Origin of the sequence: Sporotomaculum syntrophicum (genome assembly GCF_009932395.1) — a bacterium.
Lineage (GTDB): Bacteria > Bacillota > Desulfotomaculia > Desulfotomaculales > Desulfallaceae > Sporotomaculum > Sporotomaculum syntrophicum.
Window position 1 is genome coordinate 221,210 of record NZ_LSRS01000002.1, and the last position, 20,344, is coordinate 241,553.

The window sequence follows — 20,344 nt, forward strand, 5'->3', positions numbered from 1 at the left end:
AGCCAAAACCGCCACTTTTTTTAATTAATGTATAAAAATAATGAGGTAGGTTAAATAATAAAAAGACAAAAACTAATGGAGGTGAATAACAGTTGGCATTTAACCTATCGCAAAAAGAGAGTATGCTGCTGCAAGACCAGCAGAAACACGAAGAGCTGTGCATACAAAAGTATCAAAGCTACGCCCGGCAGGCTCAGGATCCTCAACTCAAACAGCTGTTCAATTCGTTAGCCCAACATGAGCAACAACATCTAAATTCTGTTAATCAGCTGCTAAGCGGTCAGGTTCCTAACCTGCAACAAGGTCAACAAAATCAAAACCAGGGTCAAAGCCAATTTACACAGGCTATGAATCAGAACAATAACCCTGGCCAAGTTAACCAAAATGATGTTGTAATGTGTAACGATATGTTGGCTACCGAAAAATATATTTCCGGTACATACGATACAACAATTTTCGAATGTACCAATACCGATGCCCGTCAGGTATTAAACCACATCCAAAAAGAAGAACAGCAGCATGGTGAAGCTATCTTTAATTATCTACAAAGCCAAGGCATGTATAATGTGCAGTAAGCAATCATTATAACTAAGTCCAGGAATTTTCCTGGACTTAGCTGTTTTTGAGGTTCTGCTCCCCTCCCGCTTGCTCTTTTCTGGAAAACGGAGATGTTGTATAATATATTGATACGAAAAATGGCTACAGAAAGAGGAGTTGATTGTCATGGGAGAAAAAATTCAAATGATCGTTCCATTAGTAGAAATAGACGGCGACGAAATGACCAGGGTTATCTGGCAGGATATCAAAGAGGTTTTATTAACTCCTTACATAGACTTAAAGACAGACTATTATGATCTGCAACTGAAGAAGAGGGATGAAACCGGAGATCGGATTACGGTGGAGGCTGCTGAGGCTACTAAAAAATATGGTGTAGCAGTCAAGTGTGCTACCATTACTCCTAATGCCCAGCGGGTTGAGGAATATAATTTAAAACAAATGTGGCCAAGCCCTAATGGTACTATTCGTGCGATTTTGGACGGCACGGTCTTCCGCACTCCGATAATTGCCAAGAATATCAAACCCTTTATCAAAACCTGGGAAAAGCCCATCACAATTGCTAGGCATGCTTATGGCGATGTTTACAAAGGTGTGGAAATGAAAGTTAAAGGTCAAGGGCAGGCTGAGCTTGTTTTTACAGGGCAAGATGGACAAGTAGAGAGCAAGGTTATTCACAATTATTCCGGTTCCGGTGTTGTTATGGCGATGCATAACCTTGATGAATCCATTGAGAGTTTTGCCAGATCCTGCTTCAACTATGCGCTAGACCAAAAGCAGGACTTGTGGTTTTCTACAAAGGACACCATTTCCAAAATATACGACCATAACTTTAAGGATATATTTCAAGACATCTATGACAGGGAGTATCAGGATAAATTTACCACTGCGGGAATTGAATATTTTTACACTCTGATTGATGACGCCGTAGCCAGGGTGGTCCGCAGCTCAGGCGGTTTCATCTGGGCATGTAAAAACTATGATGGCGATGTGATGTCGGACATGGTTGCCGCTGCTTTCGGCAGCCTGGCTATGATGACCTCGGTTTTAGTATCGCCTGACGGTTGTTTTGAATATGAGGCGGCCCATGGGACGGTAACCAGGCACTATTACCAATATCTCCAAGGGGAAAAAACCTCAACCAATCCAATGGCCACTTTATTTGCCTGGACCGGCGCGTTGAGAAAACGAGGCGAGATGGATAACATACCTGGTTTAGTTCAATTTGCCACCGATCTGGAACAAGCAGCCCTAGACACAATTGAAGATGGAATCATGACCAAGGATTTGGCTTTGCTGGCGGAAGGAGAAAAGAAGACAGTCAATACCCGGGAATTTTTGCATGAAGTTAAAGCCCGCCTGGGACGCGGTTAATTCATGTGAAATCAAAGGCTCAACAGCCACTTATTGTTCAGCAGTTGAGCCTTTTTTCGTAGAGCTTCTTTGTTAAAGAATAATTTTTCTTGGCTGCCTCCAGTCTCAAGTTGGCTATTTCCAGCACTATGGCATTGTTATCATTTTCACCGCGGCTGCCCACGCTGCCGTAAGTTTATACATCTGCTCCCTTAACCCGCGGTTGTCGGCATATCTTATCACAGAAATATAAGTGGGTTCATTCAGAGTAAATACCCAACCTTTCAGGTTCAGTGCCCGGGCTGCCTCCGCAGCTGCATCCACGGTGGCTTAGGGCAGTCCGGTTAATTCGCCGGAGTCTTTCCTTTTCCTCATCCCCCAGCTCGGCGCCGTTTCTGGCGAATTTCCTGTAGGTGTTCTCCAGCAGTGTTTTTTGTTCGGCGGTAAGCTGGTTGCGGTCACAATTTTCGTATACATACTTCACTTTAGCAAAAAGCTTTTCGTTGAGGATGATGTCGTTGAAAAATCGGCCAGGATGGGGGGAACCTTCGCGGCTACCTCCTTATAAATTCTTTTTGGCTGTAGTGGTTTATTACCTTGATGGTTAAATTTATGGTATTTAGTTAAATTATCCTGCTGCAAGGCGATAAATATTCAATAAGTTCTTAGACAGGCCAAAGTATTATATTTAAAGGATTATGGACATAAATGTAGAACACGGAAATGGATATGCACATAATTGGTAATCTTTTTGGGCAATATATGGAAATATGAACCGGTATTGTTTCCGTACAATGCCCTGTTTAAGGAGGAAATTTCAAGATATGACGGCTCTGAACAACGAATTACCCGGCACGAATTTCATCCACAATATTATTAAAGAAGATTTGAAAAATAATAAAAATGATAGTCGGGTACATACCCGGTTTCCACCTGAGCCTAATGGATATCTCCACATTGGACATGCCAAATCCATTTGTTTGAATTTTGGTCTGGCTGAAATTTTCGACGGGTTATGTAACCTGCGCTTTGACGATACCAACCCTACTAAAGAGGAAGTCGAATATGTCGATTCCATTATGACAGATGTTAAGTGGCTTGGTTTTGACTGGGACGATAGGCTTTATTATGCTTCGGGCTATTTTGAGCAACTCTATGAGTACGCCCTTGACTTAATTAAGGCGGGCAAAGCCTATGTTTGTGATTTGAATGCCGAGCAAATCAGGGAATATCGCGGTACGCTGACAGAACCGGGGAAGAACAGTCCCTACCGCGACCGTTCGGTAAAGGAAAACTTGGATTTATTTCAGCGGATGAGAGCGGGTGAATTTTCGGATGGCTCACGGGTGCTGCGGGCAAAAATAGATATGTCGTCCCCTAATATAAATATGCGTGACCCGGTGCTATACCGCATTCAGCGGGCCAGCCATCATCGTACCGGTGATAAATGGTGTATCTATCCCATGTATGACTATGCTCACCCTATATCTGACGCCATTGAGGGAATAACGCATTCCATATGTACCTTGGAGTTTGAAGATCACCGGCCGCTCTATGATTGGGTGCTGGACAATGTTGCTGTTCCCTGCCATCCCCAGCAAATTGAGTTCGCTCGGCTCAACCTCGGCTATACCGTGATGAGCAAACGAAAACTACGGGCACTGGTGGAGCAAGGGATTGTGAATGGCTGGGATGACCCGCGGATGCCTACCATTTCCGGTTTGCGCAGGCGTGGCTATACACCGGAAGCGATCCGGGACTTTTGTGAACGAATCGGGGTAGCAAAAAGTAATAGTTTTGTTGATATAGCTATGCTTGAACACAGCATCCGGGAGGACTTAAATGCCCGGGCACCTCGAGTGATGGCTGTGTTGCGGCCTCTTAAAGTAATCATTGACAACTATCCGGAAGGCCAGGTGGAAATGCTGGAGGCCGAGAATAATGCCGAGCATCCTGAAATGGGTTATCGGCAAGTGCCATTTGGGCGAGAGCTATATATTGAGCAGGATGATTTCATGGAAGACCCGCCAAAGAAATTCTTCCGCCTGGCACCGGGCCGTGAAGTGCGGCTCAAACACGCTTATATAATTAAGTGTGAGCGAGTGGTAAAGGACGAGCAAACCGGTCAAATATTGAAACTGCACTGCACTTATGATCCCGATACACGCAGCGGTATGAGTAGTGAAAAGCGTAAGGTAAAGGGTACACTACATTGGGTTTCGGCCGCGCATGCCGTTAAAGCTGAAGTGCGTATTTATGACCACCTTTTCCTAAAGGAAAACCCGGAGGAGGACGAAGACTTTATAGCCAATTTGAATCCCCGTTCAGAGGAGATATTGACTAATTGTCTGGTGGAACCCAGCCTGGCGGATGTTCAGCCGGGAAACCGGTACCAATTTTTGAGACAGGGCTATTTCTGCGTCGATCAGGATACAACTGCAGGTCAACCGGTGTTTAACCGGATAGTCTCCTTAAAGGATACTTGGGCTAAAATACAAAAGGCAAGCAATAATTAGATTAAAGTGAGTTAATAAGGAGCTTCTCCAGGCAGATTGCCATGAATAGGCTCCTTATTGATTTTTTAATAGTAGGGCTGTTGACAAGTAATTCCTGGCATAGAGACACAGGTACACTAGTATTTGTTCCTTGGTGCATTTATTTGCTTAGTGGAGCGTTTTGATCGATATGCTCAGCTACATTCATCCAATGGCTTGCATCTATTTCAGCCTCTACAAAAATACCCTCCGGGTTGTACTCTTCACGGTAAACTTCCCCATGCCGGTGCAGCAGTGCGATCAGGTCTGTTCTGTCATAAGGCAGCCAGCCTTTGACCAGGTGTCGCTGGTGCAGTGTATTTTGGGAGATTAGTTCTTTTAGCTGTTCAATTCCTATGCCGGTTAGGGCGGATATTTCTACTGCTGGATAGGGGCAGGATAATTTAACTTGCTCCAGCAGTTGGTGGTTGATTGGCCGGTCTACCTTGTTGAATACCATTATGGTTGTCTTCTCTTGCACGCCTAAATTTGTTAAAACGCTTTCCACTGCCGTAATTTGTTCGGTAAGCTCGGTATGGCTGGCATCTACCACATGAAGCAGTATATCTGCTTCAACGACCTCCTCCAATGTGGCGCGAAAGGCTTTGATCAGATGGTGAGGTAAATTACGAATAAACCCCACTGTATCGGTTAACAGCACTTCCCTGTTGCCAGTCAGTTGCAGACGGCGGGTGGTTGGGTCCAGCGTGGCAAACAGCTGGTTGGCAGTAAAGGCCTGTGCCTGGGTTAGAGTGTTTAATAAAGTACTTTTCCCAGCGTTAGTATATCCTATCAGTGCCACTACCGGTATGGCTGACTCCCGGCGGTTTTGCCTTTGCTGGCGTCGGTGCTGACGTACCTGTTCAAGGGCCTTGGTAAGCTCATCAATGCGTCGTCTGATATGACGGCGATCTGTTTCCAATTTGGTTTCACCCGGGCCGCGTGTGCCAATGCCGCCGCCCAGGCGGGACAAAGCTGTGCCCAGCCCGGTGAGACGGGGTAGCGTGTAGCGCAGCTGGGCTAGTTCAACCTGCAGTTGACCCTCTTTAGTACGGGCTCGCTGAGCAAAAATATCTAGTATTAAAGTAGTGCGATCTATTATACGACAGCCAATGGCGTTCTCAAGATTGCGAGTCTGGGTAGGGGTTAATTCACTGTCAAATATAATTAGCTCTGCTCCCAAACGCTGTCGAAGTTGCGCTAACTCCTCCACCTTGCCCCGGCCGATAAAATATGCTGTGTTAGGCACGTTTCTGCGTTGGGCTACTCTAGCCATGGGAGTTGCTCCCGCAGTTTCAGCCAGCAAGGCCAGTTCATCTAGGGTATCCTCACTGGCGATGGTAACCAGAATGGCCTTTTCATCTTTCTGGATATCGGTTGGGCAAACGGATGCTGGAGGTTTTATGCGACCTTCGATGCTTTGAATTAACGATGAAAGATTAAATTTGGTCAATTGGACTGCAGACATCGGCCCGAAGTCTTTAAAGTATTTGGTTAACTGCTCCTCCTGGGGTTCCAGACAAGCAAAGCAGACCTCCTTTATTTTGCCTCCCAGCACTCCCATTGCCGCCATTACATCCAGGCGCAGTTCGTGAAGAGCTGCATAGTCCACCCGGCTTAATTTCCCGTTGCCCGAAGGATGGGTATGAATGCAGCGCAGACCTGCCAAGCGATAAGTACCGCGCCGCCTGCTCCGGGCTTGCAGCTGTACTGTGAGCGCGTCACCTACACCAACAGATACCACTCGCCCCTGCCGGTCAATAAATACGGCTAATTCGCGCTGGCAGCTGCTGGATATGGCGGCCATAATTCGTGCTATATCCAGCGAGATAATTGTGTTTTTATCTGCTACCAGGTCATAAATACTATGCAATAAATCCAAGTCAGACTTTTTAAGGCCCTGAGTATTTCCGTAAATGGGTTTTTTAAACAAAAAATTATCACACCCCAATGGTAAATCTTATTGAAAGTAATTATAACATAGCTTGATTGAAGCTAATAGTATACTTGACCGGCTATTGCCGCTTGCATGGATTGACCTGATGAAACCATGAACTGTATAAAATGGCGGTTTAAGGTATGGAATATTATTAAAAATCACGAATAGCATTACCTATAAGCAGGTTTTTGTTAGTCGAGTCAGATAAAAAGCACAAATTTGTAAATCGTGTAGCTTATTGCCAAAGGAGGTTTGGCTGTGCCGTTTGAGCCTAAGGAGCCGCAGAAGGAGATTAAATACGAGGAAACCAGGATTTACACCGATGCAGAGCTCAACAGCTATACTGACGAAGAACTAAATAATTTTAAAATAAAACATGCCATTCCTGATCTAGAGGAATTGGAAAATGGCCCGTGGCCCAGTTTCGTAGCCGATGCCAAACAGGAGGCTCTGCACAGAAGGAAACTAGCTGGTAACAGAATGCTTATTGAGCGGGACGTTGTTGAGGATATGCTTGGTCAGCTCCAGGATTCCTTTGACGATGGTGAAACTCACTGGAAACATGGTGGTATAGTGGGTGTATTTGGCTATGGTGGCGGGATTATCGGCAGGTATTCCGACCAGCCGGAGAAATATCCGTCCATAGCCCATTTTCATACGATTCGGGTTAATCAGCCGGCCAGCAAGTTTTATAATACCGATTTCCTGAGGACGATTTGTGACCTATGGGAATACCGGGGCAGCGGTTTGATGAATTTGCACGGTTCTACTGGTGATCTGGTGCTTCTTGGCACTACCACGGAGCAATTGGAGCCTATTTTCTTTGAATTGACCCATGTACTTGGCCAGGATATTGGTGGCTCGGGCTCCAACCTGCGTACACCTTCTTGCTGCATAGGTAAAGCCCGCTGCGAGTTTGCTTGTTATGATACACAGGATTTATGTTATGAGTTAACCAAGTATTATCAGGATGAACTGCACCGCCCGGCCTTCCCATACAAATTTAAGATTAAATTTGACGGTTGCCCAAATGGCTGTGTGGCGTCTATTGCCCGTTCCGATATGTCTTTCATCGGTACATGGAGAGACAATATCCGCATCGACCAGAAGGCAGTGAAAGCCTACCTGTCCGGTGAAGTAGAACCTAACGGCAGTGCCCACCAGGGCAGAGATTGGGGTAAATTTGATATTCAAAAAGAAGTGCTCGGGCTGTGTCCCACCAAGTGTATGTACTTGGAGGGTAATGAATTGAAGATTGACAACCAAGAATGTACCCGCTGTATGCATTGCATTAACGTAATGCCAATGGCCCTTAAGCCAGGCATAGACAACGGAGTAAGCATTCTTCTTGGAGCGAAAGCACCAATTTTGGCAGGTGCTCAAATGGCTACCCTGATTGTTCCCTTTATGAAAGCTGAACCGCCCTATGATAGCATAAAAGATTTTATTGAAAAGGTATGGGAGTTTTGGATAGAAGAGGGTAAAAACCGTGAGCGGCTAGGCGAACTGATGCAGCGTATAGGTCTACCTAAATTTTTAGCAACTATAGGCCTTCGTCCTGTACCGCAGATGGTTAAAAACCCGCGTGAAAACCCATACATCCTTTGGCAGGAAAAAGACGTGCCTGGCGGTTGGAGCAGAGATATTGATGCATACCGGTCCAGGCATAAGAGTTAGGGGTGTAATTGATGGCTTTATCTTTGGATAGGCTCGGATTATATGATCCTAAGGATCCGCTCAAAGACAGGTTAACAGACCTGGGACCCAGACATTTTTGGCAGTATTTTCCTCCGATTATTCAAAACAACTATGGCAGGTGGATTTATCATGATGTGTTGGAACCGGGTATTTTAGTGCACGTATCAGAAACAGGTGACAAGGTTTATACTGTCAGATGCGGTGCGGCCCGGTTTATGACGGTACAGCATGTTAGGGAAATCTGCGACATAGCCGATCAATACTGCGAGGGCTATGTTCGCTTTACTACGCGCAACAACATCGAGTTTCTGGTGGATAGCCTGGATAAGCTGGAAGCTTTAAAAAAGGACTTAGCAAATCGTAAGTTTGTGTCCGGCAGTTACAAGTTCCCTATTGGCGGCACAGGTGCCGGCATTAGCAACATTGTGCATACCCAGGGCTATATACACTGCCATACTCCTGCCACCGACGCTTCCTCGATGGTAAAAGCCGTTTCCGACGAGTTGTTTAAATACTTTCAGAGTATGACCTTACCGGCCAAAGTGCGCGTGTCTATGGCATGCTGCCTGAATATGTGTGGTGCAGTGCACTGCTCGGACATTGCTTTGCTGGGCAACCACCGTAAGCCTCCTATTGTTGACCACAAGGTTATTGATAAAGTTTGTGAAATCCCTCTGGCTATTGCAGCATGCCCGGTAGGTGCCATCTCTCCGGACAAGACTTCGGAAGGATATAAAACTGTTAAGATTAAGAAAGAACGATGTATGTTTTGCGGTAATTGCTACACCATGTGCCAGGCACTGCCTCTTTCCGATAAAGAAGGCGACGGTGTTACTATTCTGGCCGGTGGAAAAATATCTAACCGGGTAAGCATGCCCAAGTTTTCCAAGGTTGTCGTGCCCTGGCTGCCAAACAACTTCCCCAGGTTCCCGGAAGTAGTGGAAGCAGTGGTAAAAATATTGGAAGCCTATACTGCCGGTGCTAATAAGTATGAGCGGCTGGGTGATTGGGCGGAGCGGATTGGTTGGGAAAAATTCTTCGAGAAGACCGGCTTGGAATTCACTGATCATTTAATTGACGATTATCGTCTGGCCTATGATACCTGGCGAACCAGCACACAGTTTAAGTATACTACTGCTGCTTGGGGCACTTCAGGGATTGCTGGTGGGATTGAATAAGGAGAGGTGTTCTGCAATGGATGAATTGAAAAAAATTATTGTGGAGTTTGCCGAGACCAACATGAAAACCAAGTTTTATTTTAAAGATATTGAAAAAGCCGTGCGCAAAGTAAATTCCGACGTTAAAATGAGAGATGTTAAAAAGGCCTGTACGGCATTGATTAATGAAGGTACGTTGATTTATTTTTCCACTGGCAGCAGTACAATGTATGGTCTTAAAGGCAGAGGCATGACAGAGGATCCTGAACCATGAACATCCCACAAGATTCAAGAGAGTTTATGGAAGAGCAAATAAATATGCTCAAACAAAACCCAGAATGCGCTAATGCTCAATATAATCTGGGCGTTTGGCTTATGCAGCGGGGAAAATTAAACGAGGCCATTGATTTGTTTGAATCGGCAATTGCTAATAGCGGCCGGATGTTTGAAGCCTGCGTCAATCTGGGATACATTTATTTTCAGCTGGGTGAGCTGGATATGGTTGTCCAGGCTAATCAAAAAGCGGTAGAAATAGAGCCCCGGTATGCCAGGGGGTATGCTAATCTGGGTTTTGCTTATTTGCAACTGTCCCAACCGGATGAAGCTATTGCTGCGCTGTGCAAAGCTATAGAAATAAACCCTGATATTGCTCAGGCCTGGAGTAATTTAATAAACGCTTATATTCAAAAGGAGGACATTGACCAGGCCATTACAGTTGGTGAAAAACTGGTGGCTTTCGCTCCTGATTTTGCTCTGGGGCTTAATAATCTGGCTGTTGCCTATTATCTAAAAGGGAATTATGCCATGGCTTTAGCTTATGTTAATAAGGCCCAAAATCTTGGTTTTAAGGTGCATCCTGATTTTCTCAGAGCATTGGAGTTGCATGACCAACCATGACTCCACTTTAACGCAGTATAGCTTATTTTGCTATGTTCGCTATAGTGGTATGGGGACATCGGGTGGGGCAGAGCCCCACCCCAACGTATGCACGCAAAGCTTTGGGGGACGCTCGAAACGGCCCCGTGACGCAGCTTACCTTAAATTAAGTTCTTGTATTAGAAACATGTAATGAAAGCACTCTCTGCGTTACGGGAGTGCTTTTTAAACTTTAGGAAACTATGCTTGCCATATTTATGGCAAGCGCTAACGATTAAAGTACAGAAAAGCGCGCGCAGAGGGAACCGAATGAGCGCGCTTTTCTTGTGGCGCTGTTTCGTTAAGATGTTTATTCTAGCCTTGCCAGTGCTTGGGTTGCTAATTGGCCGATGCTAGATTGCTCAAAAACACCTTTTTCATATATATTTATTAGCCGCTGATCACCTCTAATTGCCTTTAGTGCTGCCCTGGTCTCTGTTGAACCCGGCCTTGAATTGGGTGTAGCCAGGTGTTTGATTAGCCACACCGCATTGCCCCGGGTTTGGGGATCGTCCAGGCAGGCAAACTTAACAAAGTAGGAGATTGTTTTAGTAATTAAGTCTGGCCTCACCCTGGCGATGACACCGAGCGCTCTTAACGCTGTTGGTCTGAAATTACTGTCATCTATCTCTAATATTTTGAATAAAAAGGGTAAGTAACCGCTAAATTCATCGGGTGAATTGGCTATTACTTCTCCGATTGCATCAATGGCTCCCCAGTTTGAAGTGCCGTAACCGGCATCGGTTATGGATGTAAACAGCCTTTGGAGAAGTCTGGATACCAAAGCCGGGTTATACTTGGCGATAGCTGCGCATACCCGGCCAAGTGCATCCGCGGTTTTTAAGCGCAGCAGTTCGTCACCTGTATACAGCATACGCTGCAGGCAGCTAATTATGGTGTTGTCATGAGTCGCTGTTTCAAGCAGCGGTTCCAGCTGATAGTTTTCGACCAGAGCTGCTATTTCTTGTTTATTTAACCTTAATCCTTTATTTTGTCTCACTGCAGCTGGCTGTGAAACAGTTTTCGACCTGGCCTTTGCTAATTTTTCTTGCACCCCTGGCCAAACAACCTCTTGAATGTCATTGTGCATCCTAATAAAATAAAGGGCGCCAGAAATACGCCTGCCCTCGTATGACCCTGCTGGAATGATATAGTGGCTTTGGATATCGTATTTTTCTAACAAATCTTCGCAGTAATCTTCACCGGGTAATAAATTCCACGCTAAGTCCCAATCCATGTTACAGGCAAATACTAGTGCTTCAGAAAATGCGCTACCTAAATTATGCCCGGTAGCATCGTAAGCATATACAGCGCCGCAGTTACAGGAACCCACCGGCATTTCGAGCGGTCTGCGCAGGCTTTGTTCAGTTGGCCTTGCAATGGGTAAACCACAGAAGGGACAAGCCGGTTTTACCCAACGATCGCTACTCGTTAATTCATTAATCAGATTGTCTTTACGCTCATTTATGAGCACAGTAAGCTCCCCTCTATTCAGGACCGGGTATCTCAAATGATATGCAGCTATTGCCGGTGCTGCATGATTTGCTGGTCAGTTTGGTTTTATCTCCGCCTTGACTTGATCCCATAATATAATTGGTACGGCTGATAACACGCTCGAGGTATTCCGCATTACACTCCGGGCATAGTGCTACAAATTCTTCCTGCCTTGTATTAAAGAGTTTTTCAAAAACATTACCACATATCAAACAACGGAATTCAAAGATGGGCATAATATTACCCTCTCCTTAAATTATTTTAGCTGTAGAAGGTTATATTTCTAATATATTAATCGTACGTCATTTTTAGTTCTGCAGTTTAGCGTCTAGAAACAAATAGTATAAATGCCAAGCTGTATAGTTATTAGGATATTGTTTGAACAGTGCATTGCGTGCAGTGCAAATTGGGTGTATAGTATTATTTTGAAAGAATGTAATATTAACAAAAAGGGGAAATGAAAATGTCTCAAGACGAAAAATGCAATAGCTGCAGTCAGAACACCGGGAGCTGTTCTCCGGATAAATGTGGTATTGATAAACTGCCCCAGAACGAATATAACAACATTAAGCATGTGGTTGCTGTGATGAGCGGCAAAGGCGGGGTAGGAAAATCTTCAGTCTCCGCCCTGTTGGCGGTTAGTTTGGCCAATCAAGGCTACAAGGTGGGGATACTAGATGCTGATATCACCGGTCCTAGCATACCCAAAATGTTTGGTGTCAGCGGTTTGCCCGAGCAGGGTGATAATATTATGTATGCTAAAGAGACGGACAAAGGTATAAAAATTATGTCCTTAAATTTACTGTTGGAAAATGAAGATATGCCGGTAATCTGGCGTGGTCCCGTTATTGCCGGAGCTGTTAAACAATTTTGGACTGACGTTGCCTGGGGCGATATAGATTACTTGGTGGTAGACCTGCCTCCTGGAACAGGTGACGTGCCCCTTACCGTGCTGCAATCACTGCCGCTTGATGGCGTGATTATCGTTACCTCGCCTCAGGACCTAGCCAATATGGTGGTGCGCAAGGCTGTAAACATGGTTAAATACATGAATATACCCGTGCTGGGGTTTGTGGAAAATATGAGCTACCTGAACTGTCCGGATTGCGGTAAGGAAATCCAGGTGTTTGGTAAAAGTCATGCTGACTCTCTAGCTAACACCATGGGGCTGCGCCTACTGGAGAAATTGCCAATTGACCCCGCATTATCTGAACTGAGTGATAACGGTCAGATCGAAAAGTATGGCCGGGAGTTGTTTAAAGGTTTGGATGATATTATTAATACTCAGGTGACCAGTATTTCCTAATTGTGGTGGAATATTAGCAATAATATAGTTGTTTTATAAACCGCCTGGAGCAAGGCGGTTTATATTTTTTATAGCTATATGAAGTCCACTATAGACCAGCTATTCTATCCTGGTATACAATTAATTACGGATGCATAAGAATTAACTAATTAAATCCGCCAGTTTAGTAATGGACCAGCAATGGTTCGTTATTTTTTATAGTGTAAACACAGTAATGATATGGAGGATGTTAAGGAGGTGAACGTATACGACTTTGACCAAGACTTCAACAAGTGCGAGGCTGAGTCTGTACCTGAGCTGTAAACAGATAGTATTAATATAAGCCGGATTATAAATTCGTAAACCAAAAGCTATGCTCCGTGGGAGGTATGTGTTTGAAGCTGCTTATTGGACAAATACTTCCGTATTTTACTGTAACAATATTCATCCTGGGTATGCTTTACCGTTTAGGGCGCTGGGCTGGTGCGCGTATTGTGCATAATATTACGCTTTCACCCTGGTTGCAGACCAAAGGTCAGGTTGTCCTTAGGGTTGGCACTGAAGCATTTTTATTTCGCAATTTGTTTATATATGATAAAGCATTATGGGCCGGTGCGTTGCTGATGCACTTTGCTTTGTTTAATATTCTTGTTGGGCATCTGGTCGGTTTTGGTTTCTTAGGTACCCAATTTACATTAATTCCCGTTTTGGGCATAACACCGGAACTTAGCCTGGAAATGTCGAATTTATTTGGTGCTATTTTTGGTATAGTATTATTTGTAGCTTTATTATATTTGCTTTACCGTCGTCTAGCCAAGGAGGCTGTGAAGCTGGTCAATAAGCCCAGCGATAATTTATGGCTGCTTTACCTGCTTGTACTGGTAGGTATTGGCAATATAATGCGTTTTGTTCCAGACTATCATATTGAGTATATATTAGTACGCGATTATATTACGGCGCTAATATTGTTCCGGCCCGTAGTGCATATGGAACTTCTTAACAATGGATTTTTCTTGGTTCACTTGCTGCTGGTGCAGATTTTATTGATTGTCTTTCCATTTAGTAAATTGATGCACGTATTCGGCATGTTTGCTGAACGGTATATTGTTAACCGAGTCTATCATGATCCAGCTCCCGATTTGCCAAATGTTGATGTAGTGGCAGCCCGTCAGGCCGGTCTGGGTGTACCTGACGGAAATACTGCAGGGGAGGGGGTTTAAGTGTGCCGGAATATAAAGGCATGGTACAGCCGGCCCGGGCCTCATTAACCGAGCTGCGTAAAATTCATATTGAGCCCGTACCCGATGAGTTAAAGCCGGAAAAAGCCGTTGAGTACCTGGACCAGCTGCGAAAAAAATTTCGCTCGTTTGTCCTGGCCATGGAATCCTGTACCAAGTGCGGCCAGTGTGCGGAAAACTGCCATACCTACCTTGGCACCAGGGACCCAAATAATATTCCCACCAATCGGGCGGAGTTAATCCGCAAGATATATAAGCGCTACTTTACCCCGGAGGGACGATGGTTTGGCAAACTGGTGGGGGCTGAAGATATTAGTTTGGATGTTCTTGAACAATGGTACTCCTACTTTTACCAGTGCAGCCAGTGCCGCCGTTGTGCCCATGTTTGTCCTTTTGGTATTGATACCTGCGAAGTAACTTTCATAGGCCGCCAGGTATTGCACTGGCTGGGTATTACACCTAAACTTCATGCTACTACAGGTGCTGCTATGGAGAAGTCGGGTAACCATTCAGCTCTGCCCAAACCCGGTATTGTGGATACCCTGGAGTTCATGTCCCAGGAAATTATGGATGAATTTGCCGTAGAAGTTGAGTTTCCTGTTGACAAACCAGGCGCTGATATCATGTATATACCTTCTTCAGCGGATTTCTTGTTAAACCCCTATACATTGATGGGGGCGGGCATGTTTTTTACTTATATTGGTGCCAACTGGACCATTCCCAGTACAGTCACCGAGGCGGGTAACTTTGGTTTCTTATTTGATCAGTATTCGACACAGCGAGGTAATGTTATGCGCCTTTTAAACGCTGCTCAGGAGCTGGGTGTTAAAAAAATTGTTTGGGGCGAGTGTGGGCACGGCTGGCGTGCAGCGAAAATGTATATCCCGACCTTGGCTGACAGGCCGGTACGCTGGCCGATTACCCATATCCATGATGAAGTAGCTAATTTGATTCGTAATAAAGAGTTGAAGCTTGATCCCTTAAAAAACAGCAAACCCGTAACGCTGCATGATCCTTGTAACTATGTGCGAGCTTGCGGGCTAAACGAAAATATGCGCGTAATAATAAAAGCCTGTGTAACCGATTTTCGGGAAATGAACCCCCATGGTGCGGATAACTTTTGCTGTGGCGGTGGTGCCGCTATTCTGTTTGACGACCCGGAAATGTATCAGCGTCGGATTATGTTCAGCAAACAAAAGGCCGAACAGGTGAAGGCTACCGGGGTTGGTGAAAATGGTGATGGTATCCTTTGCGCACCTTGTTCGATATGTAAAGCTCAGCTGTATCCTATGGTGGAAGAGCATAATTTGGGTGTAGAGGTAAAAGGGCTTATTGACCTGGTTGGTAGGGCACTGGTCTGGAAATAATGTTTTAGTGTCAGCGTGCTGTGGGCTACCCAAAGCAAGGGGTCGATGTGGTTAGTGGGACAATTCAGGCACAAGTCACCGCCGCGTTCTGTGATGATAATGCCGTGCAAGATGAAAGACGGTGATACAAAATGAGGTTATATAATATTCCTCGGGTGGTGGTGGCTGCGCCCCACGGGCGGTCCGGCAAAACAACGGTCACCATTGGGTTATTGTCAGCCTTAATTACTACTGGTTATCGTGTGCAACCGTATAAGAAAGGGCCTGATTTTATTGACCCCAGTTGGATGAGCAGGATAACCGGGCGTCCCTGCCGCAATTTAGACAGCTTTTTAATGGATTGTCAGGTGATTCGTACCTCTTTTGTCCGTAGCGCCCTTGATGTTGACATAGCGGTGGTAGAGGGAGCCATGGGCCTTTTTGATGGTGTGGATTTGGATGGCTCCGGCAGTACAGCCGAAATCGCCAAAGCCATCGAAACTCCGGTACTGTTGGTAGTGGATACCACCCGGATGACTCGCAGTGTAGCGGCCATGGTTTCTGGTTACCAGCATTTTGATCCCGGTGTGCAGGTGGCCGGGGTGATTTTAAATAAAGTGGCCCGCCCGCGCCATGAAAAAATTCTCAGGGCATCTTTAGAACAATATTGTGGTATTCCTGTACTGGGGGCTATTCCCAGGGATGAAATTTTTTGTGTTCCCGAACGGCACCTGGGACTTGTTCCCGCTACAGAGAATGATGAACTAGCAGAAGCCGTAATTAAACTCGGCAATGCGGTCGGTGGATTACTTGACTTGAACGGTATTCTTGAGGTGGCTCACCAGGCACCGCCGCTATCGGTGGAGATATCACCGTGTGATGCCCCGGTTATGCGCAGGCTGCGTTTGCAGGGGCTAAGCTCTGCTGCACCACGTGCCAGAGTTGCAGTTTTTTTCGACCGTGCGTTTACTTTTTATTACCCCGAAAACTTAGAGGCCTTAGTCGCTGCCGGTGCTGAACTGGTAGCAGTGAATACCCTGCGTGATACAAAAATGCCTGAGGTGGATGCGGCTTACATTGGGGGTGGTTTCCCTGAGATTAATGCGGCTGAAATCAGCGCCAATGTGTCTTTGCTTAGTAATTTACAGGAACACATTGAAGACGGCTTGCCTGTTTATGCCGAATGCGGTGGGCTGATGTTTTTAGGCCGCAGTATTTCCTGGCGGGGCGTTAAATATACTATGACCGGTGCATTACCCTATGATGTTACTATGCTGGATAAGCCACAGGGACATGGATACACTAGCCTGCAGGTGGAAAATAGCAGCCCTTATTTTTCACCCGGGGAAAGCGTAAGAGGTCATGAGTTTCACTATTCCCGGGTGGAGAACCTGGCGGAGGAAATTAAATTTGCCTTTCGGGTAACCAAAGGCTACGGCATTGATGGCCAGCATGACGGTGTGCTGTATAAAAATGTACTGGCCTGTTATACACACCTGCATGCACTGGCCACGTCCGGTTGGGCACCAAGGCTGGTAGCTGCTGGTGAAAGGTATGGGACAAAAAGATACAACCGCTCTTAATCGAGCCGGTTGTATCTTTTTGCGGTCATTTTGCCATAACGCTGGTTTCGTGTTAGTGGTCCATGCCGCCGTTATTCTTATCATAATCCGAGTTAATCATTTCCGCCACGAGACGCAGCGTGGCTACTGTATTGGTAATAAGAACTTCGTACAACAGTACTGGTAACACATCTTGCATGGTAGCTTTTATTTCACCATTGGCGACTTTTTGCTGGATAATTTCACCCGCCCGGTTTAAGGCTATGTTAACCATCTGGGTTATATCATTTTGCCTTATCTTAACAAATTCATCTACATTGATACTCCTCACCAAAAATAATTACCTGGTTATTAGTAATAGCCGTTCGACTATACGGCTGGCAGCAGATGTTGACACAATTTTTCAACAGACTGCCGAATAAACCAGGTTATCCACCTCCCCCTATACGGTTCCTTCTATGATAAAGTGTTACTGCGATATTATTCTGCCCGAATACTGCCAATCCTTGCTAGTTTAATAAAAAATTTTTTTACACATAGGATGTAGTTTTTTTAGGTAAACTATTGGCAAATAAATCAGGGGGTGCTGTTTTTGTCATCTTGTTGGATAGCAAGAAAATTAATGGCTGTAATGTTAAGTTTGATTATGATATCTTATACCGCCCTGATCTTACCGCCAGGTAGTGCCGTCCAGGCCCAGGAAAGAACGCTTTATTGGGGTAGCAGAGGTAGTGAGGTAACTACATTGCAGCAGAAACTTAAACAGTGGGGCTATTTTCATGGCTTCGCGGACGGTGTATACGGTTCCGCTACATATAAGGCCGTGCGTGATTTCCAACGCAAAAACGGTCTACGTGTTGATGGCGTAGTGGGCCCCAATACGCGGGCAGCTCTGGGTATGGTGGGCGGTCGGACTCAGTCCGTAAGCCAGGTCCAAAACGAACCTAGTGTTTCCAGGGGGTTTCTGCAAACGTCCAGGGATCTGCAACTGCTGGCCCGGGTTATTGAAGGTGAAGCTGCTAATGAATCGTATTTTGGTAAGCTGGCGGTAGGCGCCGTGATCATGAATAGGGTAAAAAGTTCTGCTTTCCCCAATACCCTGGCAGGGGTTATTTATCAGCCCCACGCGTTTGAATCTGTAACCAACGGTCAATATAACCGGCCACTTACAAAAGAATCTTTACAGGCGGCCAGTCAGGCTATGGCCGGGATGGATCCTACGGGTGGTGCTACGTTCTTTTGGAATCCGTCCAAGAAAGTGAGTCCCTGGATCTGGAGCAGGGATATTATCACCCGCATTGGTCGCCATGTTTTTGCCCGTTAATTGGAGTTAAGGTGCAATGATGTTAAAAACAGGAAAACAGAGGGAGGGTAAAACCTGTTTCTATCAGTTTCACGATTTCAAAAGAGCGAGACAATTGTTGACAAAATAGATCCTGGCTCATGATGTGTGAAACTGCCCCTCGTTAGTCGGCGAGGGGGGAACCTGAATAAAATATGTGTCTAGGTTTCGGAAACGAGGAATTGGCCTATGAAAAGATGGTTTGCTATCGTAGGAGTTTTAATTATTGCTGCACTGGGTCTTGGTTACTGGGGTTACCAGGAGCACAACTCCAAATTGATGTTGCAAACAGCTATAAACAATAATTACCAGCGAGCATTTTATAATTTAGCCGACCATGTGCAAACTATGGAAGTGCTGCTGGGCAAGAGTTTGGTATTATCAGGGCCGGAAAAAAATGCCCAGTTTTTTGAACAAATTTCGCAGCAATCCAACCAGGCGTTGGATAACCTGACCCAGTTGCCGGTGGGTGATGCTTTACTGGGTCGAACGGCCAAATTCATTACCCAGTTAGGGGATTACTCAAATACACTTGCCAGGCAGGTGTCCGAGGGTAAAACACTTACTCAGGAACAGTGGGCTACGGTGAACCAGCTCTATAACCAGTCTTCAGAATTAAACAAGGAGCTAGACAAAATCCATAATAGTATAGCGGATGGATCATTTAATCTATATGAGCTTGCTGTTACAAGCTCAAACCGGTTGGCCAAGGAAGGTCAAAAATTAGCTACTGGTAATTTTCAAACAATGGATCGGCAGATGCAAGCTTATCCCACCCTTATTTACGATGGTCCCTTTTCAGATAACATGGAGCAAGGGCGAGCCCGTGGTGTAACAGGTGCAAAGGTTAGCGAGGCTAAAGCCAAGTCGATAGCCATGCAGTTTTATGACAATCCCGGGGAAAAATATGTGCTTGCCCAGGTAACCGGCGAAGTGGAAGGCAGTATCAAGGCCTACCGGGTAGAGATAGCCAGGCGTCAGGGGAAGAGGGTGGTTGGTGAACCAACTGTGGCAGACGTATCCATCCAAGGTGGGCATCTAATCTGGCTGGTTACCCCTAAAAACGTAACCAGTGCCAACTTGAGTCTGGATAAAGCTCAGTCCCGAGCGGAAGCTTATTTGCGTGAGCATGGCTATCAAAATATGCATAGCAGCTACTACCAGCGCAACGACAATACTGTTACATTTAACTACGCCCTTATCCAGGACGGAGTCATTATATACCCGGATTTAATAAAGGTAACTGTCGCCTTGGATGATGGGCAAGTGGTAGCTTTTGATGCCAGGAATTATTTAATGTCGCATCATAAGCGCAGCCTGGACAAGCCAAAGGTAACTGAGCGTGATGCCAGCCTGCTGGTTAGTAACAGGCTAAAATTAGAGGGGAAGGGCAGGCTAGCTGTTATCCCGGTGGGCGTAGAGAAAGAAATTCTAACCTGGGAGTTCAAGGGAACTCAAGGTGGCGAAACTTATCTGGTGTATATCAATGCCATAACCGGTGAGGAAGAAAATGTGCTCAGACTGGTAAGTACGTCAGAGGGTAAACTTACCCTGTAGTGGGTACCGGTACATCATTTTCTGTAGGTTTTTAAACCACATTTTTCAAACTACGTGTTATTGACACGCTAAGTAGTGCATGCTAAAATACTCCTAACGTTTATACAACAAAGCATTGAAGGGGAATAAGGGTGTTAAATACTTCCCCAGCGAGCCGGGAACTGGTGTGAGCCCGGTGGTTGTAGATACCCGCGCCACCCTGGAGCTGCAAGCTGAAATTAAAGGTATAGTAAGCCGAGCCGTTTTGCCCCCGTTAAAGGGCCCCGAGAGGATTGCACTACTAATTGCGATCAATCAGGGTGGTACCGCGAGAAATCCTCGTCCCTTGTCTTGTCATGGGACGGGGTTTTTTAATTTTTTATGCATAAG

General features: G+C 45.6%; 18 protein-coding genes and 1 other annotated feature. Of the genes, 13 read left to right on the forward strand and 5 right to left on the reverse strand.

Going from position 1 to position 20,344, the window contains the following annotated elements; genetic code table 11:
• Positions 1–122: 122 nt before the first annotated feature.
• Entirely contained in the window at positions 123–575 is a 453-nt protein-coding gene (locus SPSYN_RS03500) for a spore coat protein (protein WP_161821408.1), read from the forward strand.
• 148 nt (positions 576–723) lie between these two features.
• Positions 724–1,929: an NADP-dependent isocitrate dehydrogenase gene (locus SPSYN_RS03505; RefSeq protein ID WP_161821119.1), complete on the forward strand. Its 1,206-nt coding sequence runs from the start codon at positions 724–726 to the stop codon at positions 1,927–1,929.
• Positions 1,930–2,167: 238 nt separating this feature from the next.
• Here the strand turns inward: SPSYN_RS03505 and SPSYN_RS03510 are convergent, their stop codons facing one another.
• A complete protein-coding gene (locus SPSYN_RS03510; protein ID WP_161821120.1) occupies positions 2,168–2,392 on the reverse strand; it encodes a M3 family metallopeptidase in 225 nt (74 codons plus the stop codon).
• A 340-nt stretch (positions 2,393–2,732) separates the two neighbouring features.
• On the opposite strand from SPSYN_RS03510, the gene SPSYN_RS03515 reads away from it, so the two are divergent.
• Positions 2,733–4,424 (forward strand): glutamine--tRNA ligase/YqeY domain fusion protein, encoded by a 1,692-nt coding sequence (locus tag SPSYN_RS03515; RefSeq protein ID WP_161821121.1) that lies wholly within the window; start codon positions 2,733–2,735, stop codon positions 4,422–4,424.
• A 139-nt stretch (positions 4,425–4,563) separates the two neighbouring features.
• On the opposite strand, the gene hflX is transcribed toward SPSYN_RS03515, so the two are convergent.
• Positions 4,564–6,375: a GTPase HflX gene (gene hflX / locus SPSYN_RS03520; RefSeq protein ID WP_161821122.1), complete on the reverse strand. Its 1,812-nt coding sequence runs from the start codon at positions 6,373–6,375 to the stop codon at positions 4,564–4,566.
• A 264-nt stretch (positions 6,376–6,639) separates the two neighbouring features.
• Here hflX and dsrA point away from each other — a divergent pair, with 264 nt between their 5' ends.
• From dsrA to SPSYN_RS03540, 4 genes are read left to right on the forward strand one after another with little or no spacing between them, the layout of a single operon-like run.
• A complete protein-coding gene (gene dsrA / locus SPSYN_RS03525) occupies positions 6,640–8,058 on the forward strand; it encodes a dissimilatory-type sulfite reductase subunit alpha (RefSeq protein ID WP_161821123.1) in 1,419 nt (472 codons plus the stop codon).
• A gap of 11 nt (positions 8,059–8,069) precedes the next feature.
• Positions 8,070–9,257, forward strand: a complete 1,188-nt coding sequence (dsrB, locus tag SPSYN_RS03530) for a dissimilatory-type sulfite reductase subunit beta (protein WP_161821124.1) — start codon at positions 8,070–8,072, stop codon at positions 9,255–9,257.
• A gap of 16 nt (positions 9,258–9,273) precedes the next feature.
• Entirely contained in the window at positions 9,274–9,510 is a 237-nt protein-coding gene (locus SPSYN_RS03535; RefSeq protein ID WP_161821125.1) for a dissimilatory sulfite reductase D family protein, read from the forward strand.
• Positions 9,507–10,133 carry a tetratricopeptide repeat protein gene (locus SPSYN_RS03540; RefSeq protein ID WP_161821126.1) on the forward strand — a complete coding sequence of 209 codons (627 nt, stop codon included), beginning with the start codon at positions 9,507–9,509 and terminating at the stop codon, positions 10,131–10,133. The genes SPSYN_RS03535 and SPSYN_RS03540 overlap by 4 nt, the downstream gene beginning before the upstream one ends.
• Before the next feature lie 328 nt (positions 10,134–10,461).
• Here the strand turns inward: SPSYN_RS03540 and SPSYN_RS03545 are convergent, their stop codons facing one another.
• Complete coding sequence (locus SPSYN_RS03545; protein ID WP_243152892.1) at positions 10,462–11,625, reverse strand: DVU0298 family protein; 1,164 nt, start codon at positions 11,623–11,625, stop codon at positions 10,462–10,464.
• 13 nt (positions 11,626–11,638) lie between these two features.
• Positions 11,639–11,881 (reverse strand): FmdB family zinc ribbon protein, encoded by a 243-nt coding sequence (locus tag SPSYN_RS03550; protein WP_161821127.1) that lies wholly within the window; start codon positions 11,879–11,881, stop codon positions 11,639–11,641.
• Positions 11,882–12,108: 227 nt separating this feature from the next.
• Between SPSYN_RS03550 and SPSYN_RS03555 the strand changes: the two genes are divergently transcribed.
• The 4 genes from SPSYN_RS03555 to SPSYN_RS03570 all read left to right on the forward strand — a co-directional run bounded on the left by SPSYN_RS03555 (position 12,109) and on the right by SPSYN_RS03570 (position 17,097).
• A complete protein-coding gene (locus tag SPSYN_RS03555; RefSeq protein WP_161821128.1) occupies positions 12,109–12,951 on the forward strand; it encodes an Mrp/NBP35 family ATP-binding protein in 843 nt (280 codons plus the stop codon).
• Between the two features lie 368 nt (positions 12,952–13,319).
• Entirely contained in the window at positions 13,320–14,150 is an 831-nt protein-coding gene (locus tag SPSYN_RS03560; RefSeq protein WP_243152893.1) for a respiratory nitrate reductase subunit gamma, read from the forward strand.
• A gap of 2 nt (positions 14,151–14,152) precedes the next feature.
• The gene (locus SPSYN_RS03565) at positions 14,153–15,535 is read left to right on the forward strand and encodes a (Fe-S)-binding protein (RefSeq protein WP_202623716.1); all 1,383 of its coding nucleotides are present in this window, start codon (positions 14,153–14,155) and stop codon (positions 15,533–15,535) included.
• A 131-nt stretch (positions 15,536–15,666) separates the two neighbouring features.
• The gene (locus tag SPSYN_RS03570; protein ID WP_161821130.1) at positions 15,667–17,097 is read left to right on the forward strand and encodes a cobyrinic acid a,c-diamide synthase CobB; all 1,431 of its coding nucleotides are present in this window, start codon (positions 15,667–15,669) and stop codon (positions 17,095–17,097) included.
• Positions 17,098–17,149: 52 nt separating this feature from the next.
• On the opposite strand, the gene SPSYN_RS03575 is transcribed toward SPSYN_RS03570, so the two are convergent.
• Positions 17,150–17,407 carry a hypothetical protein gene (locus SPSYN_RS03575; RefSeq protein ID WP_341478847.1) on the reverse strand — a complete coding sequence of 86 codons (258 nt, stop codon included), beginning with the start codon at positions 17,405–17,407 and terminating at the stop codon, positions 17,150–17,152.
• 261 nt (positions 17,408–17,668) lie between these two features.
• Here SPSYN_RS03575 and sleB point away from each other — a divergent pair, with 261 nt between their 5' ends.
• A complete protein-coding gene (gene sleB, locus SPSYN_RS03580) occupies positions 17,669–18,400 on the forward strand; it encodes a spore cortex-lytic enzyme (RefSeq protein ID WP_243152895.1) in 732 nt (243 codons plus the stop codon).
• A 207-nt stretch (positions 18,401–18,607) separates the two neighbouring features.
• Positions 18,608–19,975, forward strand: a complete 1,368-nt coding sequence (ypeB, locus tag SPSYN_RS03585; RefSeq protein WP_161821131.1) for a germination protein YpeB — start codon at positions 18,608–18,610, stop codon at positions 19,973–19,975.
• 106 nt (positions 19,976–20,081) lie between these two features.
• Positions 20,082–20,304: a binding site (T-box leader), on the forward strand.
• The last annotated feature ends 40 nt before the right edge of the window (positions 20,305–20,344 follow it).

Excerpts from the sequence above, each read along its gene's own strand:
- SPSYN_RS03500 (WP_161821408.1), top strand. The coding sequence starts at position 123 with ATGCTGCTGCAAGACCAGCAGAAACACGAAGAGCTGTGCATACAAAAG.
- SPSYN_RS03505 (WP_161821119.1), top strand. The coding sequence starts at position 724 with ATGGGAGAAAAAATTCAAATGATCGTTCCATTAGTAGAAATAGACGGC.
- SPSYN_RS03515 (WP_161821121.1), top strand. The coding sequence starts at position 2,733 with ATGACGGCTCTGAACAACGAATTACCCGGCACGAATTTCATCCACAAT.
- dsrB (WP_161821124.1), top strand. The coding sequence starts at position 8,070 with ATGGCTTTATCTTTGGATAGGCTCGGATTATATGATCCTAAGGATCCG.
- SPSYN_RS03535 (WP_161821125.1), top strand. The coding sequence starts at position 9,274 with ATGGATGAATTGAAAAAAATTATTGTGGAGTTTGCCGAGACCAACATG.
- SPSYN_RS03540 (WP_161821126.1), top strand. The coding sequence starts at position 9,507 with ATGAACATCCCACAAGATTCAAGAGAGTTTATGGAAGAGCAAATAAAT.
- SPSYN_RS03550 (WP_161821127.1), bottom strand. The coding sequence starts at position 11,881 with ATGCCCATCTTTGAATTCCGTTGTTTGATATGTGGTAATGTTTTTGAA.
- SPSYN_RS03555 (WP_161821128.1), top strand. The coding sequence starts at position 12,109 with ATGTCTCAAGACGAAAAATGCAATAGCTGCAGTCAGAACACCGGGAGC.
- SPSYN_RS03560 (WP_243152893.1), top strand. The coding sequence starts at position 13,320 with ATGTGTTTGAAGCTGCTTATTGGACAAATACTTCCGTATTTTACTGTA.
- SPSYN_RS03570 (WP_161821130.1), top strand. The coding sequence starts at position 15,667 with ATGAGGTTATATAATATTCCTCGGGTGGTGGTGGCTGCGCCCCACGGG.
- ypeB (WP_161821131.1), top strand. The coding sequence starts at position 18,608 with ATGAAAAGATGGTTTGCTATCGTAGGAGTTTTAATTATTGCTGCACTG.